The 15927-nt window shown below is 68.1% G+C and carries 17 protein-coding genes; 8 read left to right on the top strand and 9 right to left on the bottom strand.

Going from position 1 to position 15927, the window contains the following annotated elements; translation table 11 throughout:
• Nucleotides 1-63: 63 nt before the first annotated feature.
• Nucleotides 64-1323 (bottom strand): glutamyl-tRNA reductase, encoded by a 1260-nt coding sequence (gene hemA / locus Q0632_RS02085; protein ID WP_298923835.1) that lies wholly within the window; start codon nt 1321-1323, stop codon nt 64-66.
• Nucleotides 1324-1519: 196 nt separating this feature from the next.
• Here hemA and Q0632_RS22330 point away from each other — a divergent pair, with 196 nt between their 5' ends.
• Genes Q0632_RS22330 through queF form a run of 4 tightly spaced genes read left to right on the top strand, consistent with a single transcriptional unit; the run spans nt 1520 to nt 4188 of the window.
• Complete coding sequence (locus tag Q0632_RS22330; RefSeq protein WP_367181163.1) at nt 1520-1657, top strand: hypothetical protein; 138 nt, start codon at nt 1520-1522, stop codon at nt 1655-1657.
• Nucleotides 1658-1687: 30 nt separating this feature from the next.
• Nucleotides 1688-2464 carry a peroxide stress protein YaaA gene (yaaA, locus tag Q0632_RS02075; RefSeq protein ID WP_298923831.1) on the top strand — a complete coding sequence of 259 codons (777 nt, stop codon included), beginning with the start codon at nt 1688-1690 and terminating at the stop codon, nt 2462-2464.
• A complete protein-coding gene (locus tag Q0632_RS02070) occupies nt 2461-3336 on the top strand; it encodes a 2OG-Fe(II) oxygenase (protein ID WP_298923829.1) in 876 nt (291 codons plus the stop codon). The genes yaaA and Q0632_RS02070 overlap by 4 nt, the downstream gene beginning before the upstream one ends.
• Nucleotides 3337-3342: 6 nt before the next feature.
• Nucleotides 3343-4188, top strand: coding sequence for an NADPH-dependent 7-cyano-7-deazaguanine reductase QueF (queF, locus tag Q0632_RS02065; RefSeq protein ID WP_298923827.1), 846 nt, complete (start codon nt 3343-3345; stop codon nt 4186-4188).
• A gap of 9 nt (nt 4189-4197) precedes the next feature.
• On the opposite strand, the gene Q0632_RS02060 is transcribed toward queF, so the two are convergent.
• The 6 genes from Q0632_RS02060 to Q0632_RS02035 all read right to left on the bottom strand — a co-directional run bounded on the left by Q0632_RS02060 (nt 4198) and on the right by Q0632_RS02035 (nt 9263).
• Nucleotides 4198-5028, bottom strand: a complete 831-nt coding sequence (locus tag Q0632_RS02060; protein WP_298923825.1) for an enoyl-CoA hydratase-related protein — start codon at nt 5026-5028, stop codon at nt 4198-4200.
• 33 nt (nt 5029-5061) lie between these two features.
• On the bottom strand, nt 5062-5322 hold the full coding sequence (locus Q0632_RS02055; protein ID WP_298923823.1) for a hypothetical protein: 261 nt from the start codon (nt 5320-5322) through the stop codon (nt 5062-5064).
• A gap of 120 nt (nt 5323-5442) precedes the next feature.
• The gene (locus tag Q0632_RS02050; protein WP_298923821.1) at nt 5443-6174 is read right to left on the bottom strand and encodes an anti-sigma factor; all 732 of its coding nucleotides are present in this window, start codon (nt 6172-6174) and stop codon (nt 5443-5445) included.
• Complete coding sequence (locus Q0632_RS02045; protein WP_298923819.1) at nt 6171-6752, bottom strand: sigma-70 family RNA polymerase sigma factor; 582 nt, start codon at nt 6750-6752, stop codon at nt 6171-6173. Before Q0632_RS02045 ends, Q0632_RS02050 begins: the two co-directional genes overlap by 4 nt.
• Nucleotides 6753-6845: 93 nt before the next feature.
• On the bottom strand, nt 6846-7904 hold the full coding sequence (locus Q0632_RS02040; RefSeq protein WP_298923816.1) for a hypothetical protein: 1059 nt from the start codon (nt 7902-7904) through the stop codon (nt 6846-6848).
• A 144-nt stretch (nt 7905-8048) separates the two neighbouring features.
• Nucleotides 8049-9263 (bottom strand): DNA polymerase IV, encoded by a 1215-nt coding sequence (locus tag Q0632_RS02035; RefSeq protein WP_298923898.1) that lies wholly within the window; start codon nt 9261-9263, stop codon nt 8049-8051.
• 115 nt (nt 9264-9378) lie between these two features.
• Between Q0632_RS02035 and Q0632_RS02030 the strand changes: the two genes are divergently transcribed.
• Nucleotides 9379-10272, top strand: coding sequence for a c-type cytochrome (locus Q0632_RS02030; protein ID WP_298923815.1), 894 nt, complete (start codon nt 9379-9381; stop codon nt 10270-10272).
• Between the two features lie 87 nt (nt 10273-10359).
• On the opposite strand, the gene Q0632_RS02025 is transcribed toward Q0632_RS02030, so the two are convergent.
• Nucleotides 10360-11508, bottom strand: a complete 1149-nt coding sequence (locus tag Q0632_RS02025) for an alpha-hydroxy acid oxidase (protein WP_298923813.1) — start codon at nt 11506-11508, stop codon at nt 10360-10362.
• Nucleotides 11509-11724: 216 nt separating this feature from the next.
• On the opposite strand from Q0632_RS02025, the gene Q0632_RS02020 reads away from it, so the two are divergent.
• Together Q0632_RS02020 and Q0632_RS02015 are read left to right on the top strand one after the other, a co-directional pair.
• Nucleotides 11725-12504, top strand: coding sequence for an MBL fold metallo-hydrolase (locus Q0632_RS02020; RefSeq protein ID WP_298923896.1), 780 nt, complete (start codon nt 11725-11727; stop codon nt 12502-12504).
• 26 nt (nt 12505-12530) lie between these two features.
• The gene (locus tag Q0632_RS02015) at nt 12531-13628 is read left to right on the top strand and encodes a beta-eliminating lyase-related protein (RefSeq protein ID WP_298923811.1); all 1098 of its coding nucleotides are present in this window, start codon (nt 12531-12533) and stop codon (nt 13626-13628) included.
• An 18-nt stretch (nt 13629-13646) separates the two neighbouring features.
• Here the strand turns inward: Q0632_RS02015 and Q0632_RS02010 are convergent, their stop codons facing one another.
• Nucleotides 13647-13898, bottom strand: a complete 252-nt coding sequence (locus Q0632_RS02010) for a hypothetical protein (protein ID WP_298923809.1) — start codon at nt 13896-13898, stop codon at nt 13647-13649.
• A 59-nt stretch (nt 13899-13957) separates the two neighbouring features.
• Here Q0632_RS02010 and Q0632_RS02005 point away from each other — a divergent pair, with 59 nt between their 5' ends.
• Entirely contained in the window at nt 13958-15922 is a 1965-nt protein-coding gene (locus Q0632_RS02005; protein WP_298923807.1) for an FG-GAP-like repeat-containing protein, read from the top strand.
• Nucleotides 15923-15927 lie beyond the last annotated feature (5 nt).

The raw sequence follows: 15927 nt of genomic DNA, 5'->3' as shown, positions 1-15927 counted from the left end.
GGGCGTGGCGGGCTGCCATGGATGCCGGGTCAAGCCCGGCAAGACAGCTGTTGGCCAGCGCCGCTAACGCTCTTTGCGCAGGAAGAAATGCTGGATGGCCGTGCTGGCGCGCTCGCGGGCGGCGGCGTCGCCGGCATGGAGTTCGGCCATGGCGCCGTGCAGCATCTTTTGCGTCAGGCCGCGCGACAGGGCTTCCATGACCGCGTCCACGTCCTCGCCCTTGGCCAGCAGCTTGCGGGCGCGGGCCAATTCCAGCGCCCGCCATTCGTCGGCCTGGGCGTTGAGCTGCTGGATCAGGGGCACGGCGCCGCGCTGGTCCATCCAGTGCAGAAAACTTTGCACGCCGGCGTCGATGATGACCTCGGCCTGGGCGACGGCCGCCTGGCGGTTCGCGTGGCCGGTCTGCACCACATGGGCCAGGTCGTCCACGGTGTAGAGGTAAACGTCTTCCAGGCCCTTGACCTCGGGCTCGATGTCGCGCGGCACGGCCAGATCGACCATGAACATGGGGCGGTGCTTGCGCGCCTTCAGGGCCCGCTCCACCGCGCCCAGGCCGATGATGGGCAGGGTGCTGGCGGTGGAGCTGATGACGGCGTCGAACTCGTGCAGGCGCGACGGCAGGTCGGCCAGGCGCATCACCTCGCCGCCAAAGCGCGCCGCCAGCTTCTCGCCGCGTTCCAGCGTGCGGTTGGCGATCGCGATGCCCTTGGGGTTGCGGGCCGCGAAGTGGGTGGCGGCCAGTTCGATCATCTCGCCGGCACCGACGAACAGCACCTTGATCTTGCCCAGGTCCTCGAACAGCTGGCCGGCCAGGCGCACGGCGGCGGCGGCCATGCTGATGGAATGGGCGCCGATCTCGGTGGACGAGCGCACTTCCTTGGCGACGGCGAAGGAACGCTGGAACAGCTGGTTGAGCGTGGTGCCCAGGGCGCCGGCCTGGTCGGCGACGCGCACCGCGTCCTTCATCTGGCCCAGGATCTGGGCCTCGCCCAGCACCATGGAGTCCAGGCCGGCGGCGACGCGGAAGGCGTGGCGGGCGGCCTGGCCATCCTGCAAGGTGTAGGCATGGGAGCGCAGCAGGGCCGGGGCGACGCCGCCGGAGTGGGCCAGCCAGGCTATGGTGGTGTCGATGTCGCTGTGCTCGCCGGCGCAGTAGATCTCGGTGCGGTTGCAGGTGGACAGGATGGCGGCCTCTGGGCGGCGCGCCAGCGAGGACCGCAGGGCATGCAAGGTGGGCTCGACCTGGTCGATGGCGAAGGCAAACCGGCCGCGCAAGTCCAGCGGCGCGGTCGTGTGATTGATGCCCAGAGCCCAGACTGCCATCTCGGGATTATAAAATCCCTAGGTGATCAAGCACTTTCAGCGTTTTTAAGCCCTCGCCATGGGACCGCTGGACCTCCTCCTGCATCTTGCGAACTTCGCGGCGCCGGCCCTGTTTCTGGCCGTGCTGCTCCCCATCCTGGCCCGGGTTGTGATGCCAAAGCGGGCTGCAGCACCCGTCAAATGGACCTGGATTGCTATGAATTTGGTAGCTGGCCTGGCCGTTCTGGGCGCCGACCTGTGGTGGTTCGGGCACGACGGCAAGATGGCGACCTATGCCGCCCTGGTGCTGGTCATGGGCAGCGGCCAGTGGCTGGCCAGCGCGGCCTGGAAGTAAGGCGACCTGTCCCGTTGGGGATAATTGGCCATGCTGTTTTTGCTGTCGCCCGCCAAATCCCTCGATTACGACACCCCCCACGACGACCTGCCGCACACCCTGCCGCAATTTCCCAGGCAATCCGCGCAGCTGATCGAGACCTTGCGCAGCAAGACCCCGGTTGAGGTTGCCCAGTTGATGGACATCAGCGATGCCCTGGCCGCCCTCAACGTGGCCCGTTACCAGGCCTGGTCGCCGCGCTTCACCGCCAAAAACGCCAAACAGGCCGTGCTGGCCTTCAACGGCGACGTCTACGACGGCCTGCAAGCCAGGACCCTCAAGCCCGCCGACCTGGACTGGGCCCAGCAGCACCTGGCCATCCTCAGCGGCTTGTACGGCGTGCTGCGGCCGCTGGACCGGATGCAGCCCTACCGGCTGGAGATGGGCACCTCGCTGGCCGTGGGCGAGACGCGCAACCTCTACCAGTTCTGGGGCCCGCAGATCGCCGAGCACCTCAATGGCCGGCTGGCCGCCGACAAGACGCCGGTGGTGGTCAACCTGGCTTCGCAGGAGTACTTCCGTTCGGTCGACCGCAAGACGCTCAAGGCCAGGGTGGTCGAATGCGTGTTCGAGGACTGGAAGGGCGGCCAATACAAGGTCATCAGTTTCTTCGCCAAGAAGGCGCGCGGGCTGATGGCGCGCTACGCCATCACCCAGCGTGTGGCCACGCCGAAAAAGCTGGAGGGATTCGATCTGGACGGTTACGCTTTCGCGCAAGCCGCCTCCCAGCCGGACCGGCTGGTTTTCCGACGCAGGACCGAACCATGAGCGACATCCCAGGCAATACCGCGCAAGAGCAGCAGATCACGCCCGAGCTGCGGCAATGGATCATCGAGCAGGCCCAGGCCGGCTACCAGGCCGACGCCGTGCTCAAGTCCATGCTGGCCTCCGGCTGGACCGAGGACGTGGCCATCGCGGCGATGGAGAACACGCTGCGTGACCATGTGGAGCAGCAGGCTGTGCAAAGCGGCCTGGCGCCGGCCAGCAAGGTGCCCGAGCCCGCCCTGGACGAATCGCCGCTGTACATCGACGTCGGTGACCGCCGCGTGGCCGTGTTGCAGGTGATGGCGAGTCCGCGCGTGGTGGTGTTCGGCAACCTGCTGTCCGACCAGGAGTGCGAGGAGCTGATTGCCCTGGCCGCGCCGCGCCTGGCCCGCTCGCTGACGGTGGCGACCAAGACAGGCGGCGAGGAGGTCAATGCCGACCGCACCAGCAGCGGCATGTTCTTCCAGCGCGGCGAGAACGACGTGGTGCGCAAGCTGGAGGCGCGCATCGCCGCTCTGGTCAACTGGCCCGAAGAAAACGGCGAAGGCCTGCAGATCCTGCACTACCAGCCCGGTGCGGAGTACAAGCCGCACTACGACTACTTCGACCCCAACGAGCCGGGCACGCCCACCATCCTCAAGCGCGGCGGCCAGCGCGTTGCCACCCTGGTGATGTACCTGGGCGAGCCGGAAAAAGGCGGCGGCACCACCTTCCCCGACATCCACCTGGAGGTCGCGCCCAAGCGTGGTCACGCCGTGTTCTTCAGCTATGAGCGGCCCCATCCCTCGACCAAGACCTTGCATGGCGGCGCCCCGGTGCTGGCCGGCGAGAAATGGATTGCCACCAAATGGCTGCGCGAGCACCGCTTTGAATGAACCTGCATGACCACGCCTGAACAATCGCTGCTGGGCAAGCCCGCTCCTTACCGCGACGAATACGACGCCGGCCTGCTGTTCCCGCTGTCGCGCGCGCCCAAGCGCGAGGAGCTGGGCCTGCATGGCGCCCTGCCTTTTTTCGGCGCCGACCTGTGGACGGCCTTCGAGCTGTCCTGGCTGACGCCGCGCGGCAAGCCGCAGGTGGCGATCGCCCACGTCACCGTGCCCTGCGAGACGCCCAACATCGTCGAGAGCAAGTCCTTCAAGCTCTACCTGAACAGCTTCAGCAACACCCAGTTCGATTCCGCCGATGCCGTGCGTGAGCGCATCCGCGCCGACATCAGCGAAGCGGCCTGGCGCGGCGCGCCGGCGCCCTCGTCGGTGGGCGTCAAGCTGGTGCTGCCCGAGGTTTTCGACCGCGAGCCGGTGCATGAGCTCGACGGCCTGAGCCTGGACCGGCTGGACATCGAATGCACGCAGTACACGCCGGCGCCGGAGCTGCTGACCGCGGCCTTCGGCGAGGTGCCGGTGCAAGAGACCCTGACCAGCAATCTGCTCAAAAGCAATTGCCTGGTCACGGGCCAACCCGACTGGGGCAGCGTGCAGATCCGCTATGCGGGTCCGCAGATCGACCAGGGCGGCTTGCTGCGCTACCTAGTGAGCTTTCGCAACCACAATGAGTTCCACGAGCAATGCGTGGAGCGCATCTTCATGGACGTCTGGCAGCGCTGCAAGCCGGTCAAGCTGGCCGTCTATGCGCGCTACACGCGGCGCGGTGGCCTGGACATCAACCCACTGCGCACCAGCCACCCGATCGCGCTGCCGGCCAACACGCGCACGGCGCGCCAGTGAGCAGGGCGCTCAGAACTCCTTGAACGAGCCCAGGCCGGCCAGGTCGGGGAAGCTGCTGGCGCGCTTGTCCTTCATGGCGGTGACGGCTTCGCGCACATGGGCATTGCTCCAGATCGCGCCCTGCACCCAGCCCATTTGCTTGAGCGCGTCGTCGACCGAGTGGTCGCGGGCGTAGTGGATCACCTGCTTGCTGCCCCAGATGGCCACCGGCGGCTTGGATGCGATCTCGCGGGCGCATTGCAGGGCCGCGGCCAGCATGGCGTCCTGCGTGTCGAAGACCTCGTTGACCAGGCCATAGCCCAGGGCCTTGTGCGCCGGCAGACGCCGGCCGGTGTAGGCCAGCTCCTTGAGCACGCCCAGCGGCATCAGCTTGGGCAGGCGCTGCAGGGTGCCGACGTCGGCCACCATGCCGATGTTGATCTCCTGGATGCAGAAGAAGGCGTCCTGCGTGGCATAGCGGATGCAGCAGGCCGTCACCATGTCCACAGCGCCGCCGATGCAGCCGCCCTGGATAGCGGCGATGACCGGGATGCGCAGGGTCTCGAGCTTGCTGAAGGTGGCCTGCATGTCGGTCAGCAGGTCGTAGATGGCGGCCCGGCCCTCGGGCGTGCTGTCGTCCATGGCGATGGCGCCTCCGAAGGTCTCCAGCGCCATGCCGGCGCTGAAATGCTTGCCGGTCGAGGAGATCACCAGGGCGCGGGCCTGGCCTTCGCGGTGCAGCGAGGTGAGCGTCTCATCCAGCTCGCGCCAGAACTGCGGGTGCATGGTGTTCATCGCCTCGGGGCGATTGAGCACGAGATGGGCGACGTGGTCCTGGAGCGAAAGGGAAAAGCAGTTCATGGCGGCCTCTTTGTGAGGCCAGCATCCTAGCGCTCAGGTGCGCAGCCAGTCGCAACGCAGGCGACACGCCTGGTGGGCCTTCATGCGCAAGCCCACATAGAGGCTGGGCGCCAGGCTGGCCAGCAGGCACAGGGGCGTGCTCCACAGCTGCTCGAAGGCGAATGCCGGCAGCCAGCCCACCCATCCCATCAGCCACAGCGTGAGCATCGCGTCCCACAGGTGGTACTCCAGCGGGTGGTCCTGCTTGTGGCTGATGTGCCATTGCTTGATGCGCTGCAGTTCGTCGAGCTTCATGGCACGTCCTTGTAGGATTTGTCAGATTGGCGTCAGATCACTGTAAGACCCGAGTCAGCAATGGTCAACCTCATCCGGGTTAACCCTGAGTTTCTGAAGCGAGAAGCGTGCCGGAAGCGGCTACCAGAGCTTGGCGCAGTTGCCTGTGAAGAGCGCAGGGCCCGGCGTGGCGGGCTTGTCGGTGGCTTCCAGGGTCACGGCCAGCTTGCTCACCCTGGACAGCAGCTGCTCCGAGCTGGCCGGCAGCTGCGAGACCGCCGTGCCCGCCGTCGGCGCCGTGCCCAGGACAAAGGGCGGGCCTTCGGCGGGCAGGGCCCACAGCACCAGCCGCTGGCCGGGGGGCGGCGCGGCGATGGGGCCGATCACCTTCACCGTCATGGTGCGGCCGTGGCGCAGGGAACTGACCAGCAGCTTGCCGTTGCCCTGGGCGTCGCTGAGCAGGCCCACATAGCTTTGCGGCAGGCGCTCGCCGCTGCGCATGGCGGCCTGGTCGGCGCTCAGGAACAGCGTGGGCACGGCCATGAACAGGGCGCTGGCGGCCAGCACGCCGGCCGCCAGGGCGCCCAGACCGAAGCCGGCCGGGCGCAGCCAACCGGCTGGCGCGGCATGCGCAGTGGCGGCGGCGGGCGTGGTGCACGCCGCGATCGCAGCCCAGACCCGCGGCGAGGGCCGTACCGGCGGCACATGCACAGACAGCGACCCGAGCCGGGACTCCCAGCGGGTGACGGCCAGCTGCACGTCGGCGCGGTCGCGCTGCAGGCGTTCGAAGCGGCGCCGCGCCGCGCCCGACAGCGTGCCCAGCACGTAAGCCGAGGCCAGCCTGTCCACCAGGTGCGGGTCGCTGTAGTTCATGGCCGACCCTGTGCCTGGTCCAGGCAGGCCTTGAGCTTGTCCAGGCCGCGCCGGATCCAGGCCTTGACCGAGCCCAGGGGCGCGCCCATCCGCGTCGCCACCTCGCTGTGCGACAGGCCCTGGTAGTAGGCCAGGGCCAGGCTCTGCCGGTGGCTGCCGTCCAGTGCGCCCAGGCAGGCCTGGATCTGCATGGCCTGGCTGGCCTGGTCCAGCAGTTCCAGCGCGCTCGGCGCGGCGGCGCCGGCCAGCAGGCTGTCGTCCTCGGGCAGCTCGCTTTCCTTGCGGCGCGTGCGCGAACGCAAGGCGTCCAGCGCCTTGTTGCGCACGATGGCGATCAGCCAGGTCATGGGTTGGATCTCCAGCCCATCGATCTGCGGGCGATAACCCGCAGCGTGTTTCCAGACGCTGACGAAGGCTTCCTGCAAGACGTCTTCTGCGGCCTGTTCACGCCTCAACATACGCAGGGCGACGCCAAACAGATGCGCATGGGTGCGCTCATAGACCTGCGCAAACGCAGCGTGGTCGCCGCGCGCGGTCTGCGCGAGCAGCTCCTGCAGGCTGGGGGCGGGGCTGGCCATGGGGCGCAGTATAGGAGCGCCGGCTGCTATCGAAAAGAGAGCGCCCCGCGACCGCAGTTTGCGGGTCGCGGGGCGCTTTGGCCCTCAATCGGCTCAGCTGCGCTGGTGCAGCGTGATCTTGGACTCGGCGGTCTGGCCGTTCTGGTTGGCCGTCAGCGTCACCTCATGGCGGGTGCCGGGAATCGGCAGCGCGCGCTGCGCCAGGTTGACGGTGAAGTTGCCGTTGGCGTCGGCCTGCACGGTCTGTGTGCCACCGGGCTGGGCCACGCTCAGGCGGTTGCCGACAACGGGCGCGATGGTGTCGACCTTGACGTTCACCGTGGCGTTGGGTGCGGTGCGGCCCTGCAGCACCAGCTGGCCGCCGTCGATGCTGGCGTTGTTGCCGGGGCTGGTCACGGCAATCGTCATCGGCGCCGCGCCCATGGACTGGGTCGATGCAGCCAGTGGCTCGGTCAGGTTCGCCGTCACCACCTGGTTGGCGGCGCGCAGCGTGGCGGCGGCCGAGTTCAGGCTGGCGACGTTGTCCTGACTGCGGATGGTGTAGCTGCCGCGGTAGACGCCGGACCGCCTTTCGCTCTCCTCCAGTGCCACGTTGCGAGCCACGCCGGGGATGTTCACGCTGGCCTCGCCGCCGGGCGCGCCGCGCAGCACGAAGCGCACTTCGGTGCCGGCCTGCAGCGGGCCGCGGGCGTTGGCCTCGAAGCGGTTGATGCGCGGCGCCTCGGCCTGTTGCACCGGGTTGCTGGCGTTGTTCTGCCAGGCAATGAAGGAGGCCGGGTAGGTGTATTTGGTAGTGGTCGTGTACTGGCCTGCCGTGATGCGGGCCTGCATCAGGCCATTGGCATCGATGCGGTCGGCGCGGCGCACGGTGTGCGTGCCGCGGTAGACGCCCGCAGAAGTCTCGCGCAGCGGCACCACGATGTTGGAGCCGCCGACCACGACGCTGGCCTTGCCGCGCGGCGTGCCTTCCACGGTGAACTGCAGCTGCGAGCCGGCGGCCAGGCCGGTGTCGGCGTTCAGTTGCAGGGCATTGACGACCGGCGCGCGCGCCACGTTGCGCGTGACCGTGGTCTGCGCGGAGGCCGGCAGGGCGAGCATGGCCGGGGCCAGCAGGGACAGGGCGAGCAGGTGGTGTCGGAATTGTGTTTTCATGGGGTTCACCCTTTCTTGGGATGTTGGATGCCAACCAAGGTAGGCCAGGGCAGTGCGCTGCCATGTAGGCCAAAAGGGCCTACATGGGTAGGAAGGAGTGGCGCGGCTTTGGCGTGCGGCCGGGCGGATGAGCCAGCCGGCTGCTTAGAACAGCTGCGGCGTGCGCTCGTCTTCCAGGCCTGGCTCTGCTACTGAGTTGATAGCGGATGAGGTCAGGTTGACGGGGCTTACAGCCAGATTCTCTTCGGAATCTGCCTTCACCAGCCGGCCCACGCGCACACCCAGCAGGCGCAGCCGCCGGGACAGGTCGACACGCTTGAGGCACTGGCCCGCGGCCTGTCGGATGGCCTTGGGGTCGGCGGTGAAGTGGCCGATGGTCAGGTCGCGGGTGGCGGTCTGGAAGTCGTCGAAGCGCAGCTTGATGCCTATGGTCTTGCCCACATAGCCTTTGCGCTGAAGGTCGGCCGCCACCTGCTCGCACAGGGCGGTGAAGATGGCGCCCAGCTCGGCGCGGTCGCGCGCCGCGTGCAGGTCGCGCTCGAAGGTGGTCTCACGGCTCATGGACACGGGCTCGCTCTCGGTCACCACCGGCCGCTCGTCGCGGCCCCAGGCAGCGTCGTGCATCCAGGCGCCGTAGGCCTTGCCGAAGTTGTCGACCAGCCAGTCGCGCTCCTGCGCGGCGATGTCGCCGATGGTCATCAGATGCAGCTTGTGCAGCTTGATCTCCGCCTTGGGGCCGATGCCGTTGATCTTGCGCACCGGCAGCGGCCAGATCCTGTCCTGCACGTCCTTCTCGTGAACGACGGAGATGCCATTGGGCTTGTTGAACTCGCTGGCCATCTTGGCAATGAGTTTGTTGGGCGCCACGCCCAGCGAACAGGTCAGGCCGGTCTGCTCGTGGATGGACTTCTGGATCAGCCGGGCCAGCACGCGGCCGCCCTCGCGCTGGCCGCCCGGCACCTCGGTGAAGTCGATGTAGACCTCGTCGACGCCGCGGTCCTCCACCTGTGGCGCGATCTCGCGGATGATGGACTTGAACCAGCGCGAGTACTTGCGCACCTCCTCGAAGTCCACCGGCAGCACCAGGGCGTTGGGCGCCAGCCTGGCGGCCTTCATCATGCCCATGGCCGAACCGACGCCGAACTGGCGCGCCGCATAGGTGGCGGTGGTGATGACGCCGCGGCCCACGTAGTCCTTGAGCAGGGGGAAGGCCGAGGCCGGGATCTCGCTCAGGGGCAGGTCCGCGTACTGCGCGCGGATGATCTCGTCGACCTTGCGCCGGCCGCCGCCGATCACCACCGCCAGGCCCTTGAGCTGGGGGTAGCGCAGCAGCTCCACCGACGCGAAGAAGGCGTCCATGTCCAGGTGGGCGATGCGGCGGGTCTTGGTCACAGCCCGATTTTGCGTGATCTGGTTCACTGACAAGCTGGCTGGGCCTTCCTAGAATTGCAGCCTCCTGGAGCGAGGAACAACAATGAAGCGATGGATCAAATGGACGGCCACCGGCGTGGCCGTGCTGGTGCTGCTGGCCGCCGGCCTGGCCGTGACCGGCAAGGTGGCTGGCGAGCGCAAGATGGCGCGCCATGTCAGCGTGGCGGTGCAGCCCCTGGCATACGTCAATGACGCCCAGGCGCTGGAACGGGGCAAGTACCTGTTCCTGTCGCGCGGCTGCACCGACTGCCATGGCGTCAACGGCGGCGGCCGGGACTTCATCAATGACGGCAGCATGCATGTGCGCGGCCCCAACATCACCGCAGGCGGCGTCACCGCTGCCTATAAGCCGGAAGACTGGGTGCGCACCATCCGCCACGGCGTCAAGCCCGATGGCCGCGCCGCCATGATCATGCCCAGCGAGGACTACAACCGCCTCACCGACGTCGACCTGGCGGCCCTGGTGGCCTATGTGCGCAGCCTGCCGCCGCTGCAAGGCGGCGCCACCGTGCTGGAGCTGCCGCTACCGGTGCGCGCCCTCTACGGCTTTGGCGCCATCCAGGATGCCTCCGAGAAGATCGACCACAAGCTGCCGCCGGCCCAGCCGGTGCTGGCCGCCGTCAACGCCCAGCACGGCGCCTACGTGGCCAGCGCCTGCATCGGCTGCCATGGCGAGAAGCTGTCGGGCGGCAAGATCCCGGGCGGCCCGCCCGACTGGCCGGCCGCCGCCAACCTCACGCCCGGCGCCGGCAGCGCCATGCCGCAGTACAAGGACGCGGCCGCCTTCCTGGCCATGCTGCGCAGCGGCAAGCGGCCCGACGGCACGGCCATCAAGGTCATGCCCTTCGAGTCGATCTCGAAGATGAACGACCTGGACGCCCAGGCCCTGTACGCGTTCCTGCAGACCCTTCCGGCGCGCCCGGCAGGCGGCAGGTAATGGCCCCCACGCTCGCTCACTGCGTGTAGCTCGCTGCCCCCCGAGGGGGCCTTCGCGCCTAGGGGCGGCCCGTCGGCGCTCAAACGCTCAATAGGTCCCCGGTAGCAGGATGCCCTTGTCCACCTTGTTGATGTCGGTGTGGCCGCAGAACGCCATGGTCAGGTCCAGCTCCTTGTGGATGATCTGCAGGGCCTTGGCCACGCCCTCCTGGCCCATGGCGCCCAGGCCATAGAGCATGGAGCGGCCGATGTAGGTGCCGCGCGCGCCCAGGGCCCAGGCCTTGAGCACGTCCTGGCCCGAGCGGATGCCGCCGTCCATGTGCACCTCCAGGCGGTGGCCCACGGCTTCGACGATGGCCGGCAGGGCCGAGATCGAGGAGGGCGCGCCATCGAGCTGGCGGCCGCCGTGGTTGGAGACGATCAGGGCGTCGGCGCCCGAGTCGGCGGCGATGCGCGCGTCTTCCACGTCCTGGATGCCCTTGAGGATCAGCTTGCCGCCCCAGCGCTTCTTGATCCATTCCACGTCGGCCCAGGACAGGGCCGGATCGAACTGCTTGGCCGTCCATTCCGACAGCGAGCCCATGTTCTCGATGCCGTCCACGTGGCCGAAGATGTTGCCGAAGTTGCGCCGCGGCGTGCCCAGCATGCCCAGGCACCAGCGCGGCTTGGTCATCAGGTTCAGGATGTTGGGAATCGTCAGCTTGGGCGGCGCCGACAGGCCATTGATGATGTCCTTGTGGCGCTGGCCCAGGATCTGCAGGTCCAGCGTCAGCACCAGGGCCGAGCAATTGGCCGCCTTGGCCCGGTCGATCAGGCGCTCGATGAAGCCCTTGTCCTTCATCACGTAGAGCTGGAACCAGAAGGGGTGCTTGTCCGTGCCCTGGGCGATGTCCTCGATCGAGCAGATGCTCATGGTGGACAAGGTGAAGGGAATGCCGAAGGCCTTGGCGGCGCGCGCCGCCAGGATCTCGCCGTCGGCATGCTGCATGCCCGTCAGGCCGGTGGGCGCGATCGCCACCGGCATGGCGACCTTCTGGCCGATCATTTCCGTGCGCGTCGTGCGGTTCTCCATGTTGACGGCGACGCGCTGGCGCAGCTTGATCTTTGCGAAGTCTGCCTCGTTGGCGCGGTAGGTGCTCTCGGTCCAGGAACCGGAGTCGGCGTAGTCGTAGAACATGCGCGGCACGCGCTTTTTGGCCAGGACGCGCAGGTCCTCGATGTTGGTGATGATGGGCACGGGCAGGTCTCCTTGGCAGCTGCGCATCGTAGCGGGTGCCTGCGCCGGCCAGCCTGAAATATTTTGCCGGGCCGCGCAAAAGCCTTCACATGAGCGAACCTTGACCCGTGTCAAAGCGCGGGGGGCGTTGACGCCCTAGAGTCCGCGCTCCCACATTGCACGGAGAGCGCCTTGACGCCGATCGAACTGTTTCGCAACGAGCACCACAGCTGCCTGATGTTCACCGACCTCATCGACGACGATGGCCAGGCGGTGCAGGCCAACCAGTTCGTGGTGGTGGACAACGGTGTCGGCGCACTCATCGACCCGGGCGGCAACCTGGCCTTCAACGAGCTGTTCCTGGCCCTGAGCCGCTGGTTCCCGGCGCGCGAGCTGCGCTGGCTGCTCGCTTCCCACGCCGACCCGGACATCATCGCCTCGCTGGACCGCTGGCTGACCTCGACCAAGGCCAGCCTGGTGATCTCGCGGGTCTGGGAGCGTTTCGTGCCCCATTTCACCAAGGTGGGCAAGACCGATGACCGGGTGATCGGCGTGCCCGACGCCGGCGGCCGCCTGCCGCTGGGCAAGAGCGAGCTGTGGCTGCTGCCGGCGCACTTCCTGCATTCCGAGGGCAACTTCCATTTCTACGACCCGGTGAGCAAGATCCTGTTCACCGGCGACCTGGGCGTCTCGCTCATGGGCGGGGCCGAGGCGCGTATTCCGGTGACGCAGCTGGCCGGCCACATCCCGAAGATGGAGGGCTTTCACCGCCGCTACATGGTGTCCAACAAGATCCTGCGGCTGTGGGTGCGCATGGCACGCCAGCTCGAGGTGCGGATGCTGGTGCCGCAGCACGGCGCGCCGATCGAGGGCCGGCGCGCCATCACTGACTTCTATGACTGGGTCGAGACCCTGATGTGCGGCGTGGACCTGTTCGACGACCGTGCCTACCAGCTGCCGACGGCGCGCATTGACGCGCAGACCGGCCGTACCCAGCCGGTGCTGCGCGTCGCCTGAAGCGCGCGGGCTGGCAAAATTTGTCCATGCCCGACACCACTGCCGGCCTGCGCCGCGTCCTCAACGCCTGGGGCACGGCCACGCCCTATGGTGTCTCGCGTTCCGACGCCGCCGTGGCCCAGGCGGTGGCGCAGATGCTGCAGCGCCATGTGGTGATGGCCGAACTGCAGGCCCTGGCGGGCCGGCGCATCGCCCAGTGGAGCGGGGCGCAGGCCGGCTGCATCACCCATTGCACGGCCGCCGCCATCACCTTGGCTGTGGCCGCCTGCATGGCCGGCAGCGAGCCGCGGCGCATGGCCCAATTGCCCGACAGCGAGGGCCTGAAAAACCGCGTGCTGCTGCTGGCCGCGCATGCGGTGAACTATGGCCAGGCCTTGACGCAGGCCATCCGCCTGGCCGGTGCCTGGCCCGTGCTCTGCCCCTCTGCGCAGGCACTGCAGGCCGCACTGGCCGGGTCGGATGTGGCCTGCGTGCTGGCGGTGGAGTCGCACCTGGCGCCGGGCTCGGGCAGCGCGGTCACGCGCGAGCTCGCTGCCATGGCCAGGGCCGCCGGCGTGCCTCTGGTGCTCGATGGCGCAGCGCAGGACGGCCGCATCACCGACCTCCTGGCCAGCGGCGCCGACCTGGTGCTGCTGTCGGCCCAGAAGTACCTGCGCGCCCCCACCGCGGCCATCGTGCTGGGCCGGCGCGCCCTGGTGGACGCTGTCGACGCCCAGCACGCCGGCATCGGCCGCGCCATGAAGCCCAGCAAGGAAGCCATGGCCGGCGTGATTGCCGCGCTGGATCTGCGCGGCACCATGGACCGCCAGGCATGGCTGGCGGAACAACAGCGCAAGGTCGATGCGCTGGCAGCCGCCGCCGCGCAATGGCCGGGGGTGCGCACCAGCCGCGAGGCCGACCCGCAGGGCAACGGTTTCGAGCGTGTGTGGCTGGCCATCGATCCTGCTGTCACCGGCTTGGACGCCGCCTTGCTGGTGCAGCGGCTGCGCAGCGGTGATCCCGTTGTCGCTGTCGCGCCGCACCGCGCGGCCCAAGGGCAGGTCGGGCTGGAGCTAACGGGGCTGGAGGAGGGCGAGGTGCAGGAGCTGTGCGCTCTGCTGGGGCGCTGCTTTCGCCTCGCCTGAAAAGGCGGAGGACGCCGGTCAGCCGCCCACGACCGACCAGCCCGCATGCAGGTTGGCCTTGTCGTTCTCGTATTCCCATCGCGTGCCGCAGCGCTCGCAGCGGTAGCTGGTGACGGTGACCGAGCCCTTGGCGCGCTCTTCCTTGCGGTGGCCGGCCTGGAGCAGCTCGGCATGGCCGGGCGCGCGGCGCCAGTTGCGCTGGATGCCGGTGCAAGGCTCGCACAGCTCCATCTTTTTTTGGTCGCTCTGGCGAGCCAGTTCTTTGGTCATGGTGCTGCTTTCGTTTCCGGTAAATTACCCGTATCCCAACAGCGTAACCCAGTCCCGCCATGCCAGTGAATTTCACCGCCGGCCAGTTCAAGACGGCACTTTCCCCCACGCCCTACAACCCCCTGGACCTGGGCCAGACCTATAGCGTGGACCTGAACAACGACGGCAACAGCGACCTGCTGGTGCTGGGCGCCAGCTACCCCTACCGGGGCGCGCCGGTGGCCCAACCCTCGCTGCTGTTGTTGGGAACCGGTGATGGCAACTTCAGCGTGGCCAGCCAGGCGGTCCTGCCCTTCGCGTCGCTGACCACGGTGCATCCGCGTGAGGTGGTGTTCGCGGATTTCAATGGCGACGGCTTCAAGGACGTCTTCGTCGCCGACCATGGCTACGACACCATGCCCTTCCCGGGCGCGCAGAACAAGCTGTTCCTGTCCAACGGCAACGGCAGCTGGCGCGACGCAAGTTCCAGCCTGCCTCAAATCTCGGACTTCTCGCACGGCGCCTCGGCCGCCGACGTCAACGGCGATGGCGCGATCGACATCGTCGTGGGCAACATCCCGCGGCCCAATCCGGTCGACCCCTACATCCTGCTGAACAACGGCGCCGGTGGCTTCAGCCGGGCCGAGGGACTGTTGCCGACGGGGCCGGGCGGCGCGCTCAATGCCGACATCCGGCGCATGACGTCCGAACTGCTGGTCGACCTGGACGGCGATGGCCGCGCCGAACTGGTGGCGGGCGCGGGCTTTTCCACCAGCGCGCGGCCGGTCAGCATGCAGATCCTGTGGAACACCAACGGCAGCTTTGCCCAGGCGCCGGCCACCGAGCTGCCGCCGCCGGCCTTCTTCGGCCGCGAGCAGAGCGTCTATGACATCCAGGCGCTGGACGTCAACTTCGACGGCCTGCAAGACCTGCTGGTGGCCTACCAGGGCGCGGGCAGCCTGGGCGGCTGGGAGTTGCAGGTGCTTGTCAACAAGGGCAACCGCACGTTTGCTGACGAGACCACCACCTGGCTGCCCTCGCCGGCACTGCGCAACGGCGGCACGCCCAGCCAGGCCGTGCCCGAGTCGCAGTACTGGGTGCAGTTCCTGAACCTGGCCGATGTCAACGGCGATGGCCGGCTCGACTTCACGCTGGATGCGCGCGGCATCACCGCCGCGCCGGCCACGCTGCCGGTGGCCTACATCCACCAGGCCGACGGCACTTTTGCGGCCGCCACGGTCGCCGAGATCGGCGGCGCCAACGGGCACTGGCTGTTCGACTACACCACCCAGTATGTGACCTGGGCCGGTGGCGGCGGCATTGCGCACGTCTCCCGTGAAGGCGCGAGCGTGTCGGTGCAGACGCTGCCGGTGGCTTTCGAGACCATTCTTCCGGCCTACTCCGGCGGGACCACGCCGCTGAACCTGGTGGGCGGCGCGGCGGCTGACGCGCTCACCGGTGGCCGCTACAACGACAGCCTGACCGGCGCCGGCGGCAACGACACGCTGGACGGTGGCGCCGGCGTCGACACCGCGGTCTACAGCGGCAAGCGCGCCGACTACACCGTGACGCGCGGCGACAACGGCTGGACCATCTCCAGCACGGCGGAAGGCACGGACAGTCTGGCCAATGTCGAGCGGCTGGCGTTCTCGGATGCGAAGCTGGCCATCGACACCGCTGGCAACGGCGGCATGGCCTACCGGCTTTACCAGGCCGCCTTCAACCGCACGCCGGACCACAGCGGCCTGGGCTACCAGATGCAGGCGCTGGACAACGGCCTGTCGCTGAGCCAGGTGGCGGCCAACTTCATCGCCAGCCCGGAATTCCAGCAGACCTATGGTGCGCTCAACAACACGCAGTTCGTCACCCAGCTGTACCAGAATGTGCTGCACCGCGCGCCCGACGAGGGCGGTCTGGCCTACCACGTCGGCAACCTGGCTGGCGGCATGGCCCGCGCCAACGTGTTGATGGGTTTTTCCGAGTCGCCCGAGAACCAGGCCGCGCTGATCGGCGCGATCGGCAACGGCATGCTCTACACGGTGTAGGGCGC

It is taken from the genome of uncultured Ramlibacter sp. (assembly GCF_936925435.1).
Taxonomy (GTDB): Bacteria; Pseudomonadota; Gammaproteobacteria; order Burkholderiales; family Burkholderiaceae_C; genus Ramlibacter.
The sequence above is the reverse complement of the archived record's forward strand: the minus strand, read 5'-3'. Positions and strand labels throughout refer to the sequence as shown.

Bases quoted from the DNA above. Each gene is read 5' to 3' on its own strand.
- hemA (WP_298923835.1), bottom strand. From the start codon at position 1,323: ATGGCAGTCTGGGCTCTGGGCATCAATCACACGACCGCGCCGCTGGAC.
- Q0632_RS22330 (WP_367181163.1), top strand. From the start codon at position 1,520: ATGAATTTGGTAGCTGGCCTGGCCGTTCTGGGCGCCGACCTGTGGTGG.
- yaaA (WP_298923831.1), top strand. From the start codon at position 1,688: ATGCTGTTTTTGCTGTCGCCCGCCAAATCCCTCGATTACGACACCCCC.
- Q0632_RS02070 (WP_298923829.1), top strand. From the start codon at position 2,461: ATGAGCGACATCCCAGGCAATACCGCGCAAGAGCAGCAGATCACGCCC.
- queF (WP_298923827.1), top strand. From the start codon at position 3,343: ATGACCACGCCTGAACAATCGCTGCTGGGCAAGCCCGCTCCTTACCGC.
- Q0632_RS02060 (WP_298923825.1), bottom strand. From the start codon at position 5,028: ATGAACTGCTTTTCCCTTTCGCTCCAGGACCACGTCGCCCATCTCGTG.
- Q0632_RS02055 (WP_298923823.1), bottom strand. From the start codon at position 5,322: ATGAAGCTCGACGAACTGCAGCGCATCAAGCAATGGCACATCAGCCAC.
- Q0632_RS02050 (WP_298923821.1), bottom strand. From the start codon at position 6,174: ATGAACTACAGCGACCCGCACCTGGTGGACAGGCTGGCCTCGGCTTAC.
- Q0632_RS02045 (WP_298923819.1), bottom strand. From the start codon at position 6,752: ATGGCCAGCCCCGCCCCCAGCCTGCAGGAGCTGCTCGCGCAGACCGCG.
- Q0632_RS02040 (WP_298923816.1), bottom strand. From the start codon at position 7,904: ATGAAAACACAATTCCGACACCACCTGCTCGCCCTGTCCCTGCTGGCC.
- Q0632_RS02035 (WP_298923898.1), bottom strand. From the start codon at position 9,263: ATGGACGCCTTCTTCGCGTCGGTGGAGCTGCTGCGCTACCCCCAGCTC.
- Q0632_RS02030 (WP_298923815.1), top strand. From the start codon at position 9,379: ATGAAGCGATGGATCAAATGGACGGCCACCGGCGTGGCCGTGCTGGTG.
- Q0632_RS02020 (WP_298923896.1), top strand. From the start codon at position 11,725: ATGTTCACCGACCTCATCGACGACGATGGCCAGGCGGTGCAGGCCAAC.
- Q0632_RS02015 (WP_298923811.1), top strand. From the start codon at position 12,531: ATGCCCGACACCACTGCCGGCCTGCGCCGCGTCCTCAACGCCTGGGGC.
- Q0632_RS02010 (WP_298923809.1), bottom strand. From the start codon at position 13,898: ATGACCAAAGAACTGGCTCGCCAGAGCGACCAAAAAAAGATGGAGCTG.
- Q0632_RS02005 (WP_298923807.1), top strand. From the start codon at position 13,958: ATGCCAGTGAATTTCACCGCCGGCCAGTTCAAGACGGCACTTTCCCCC.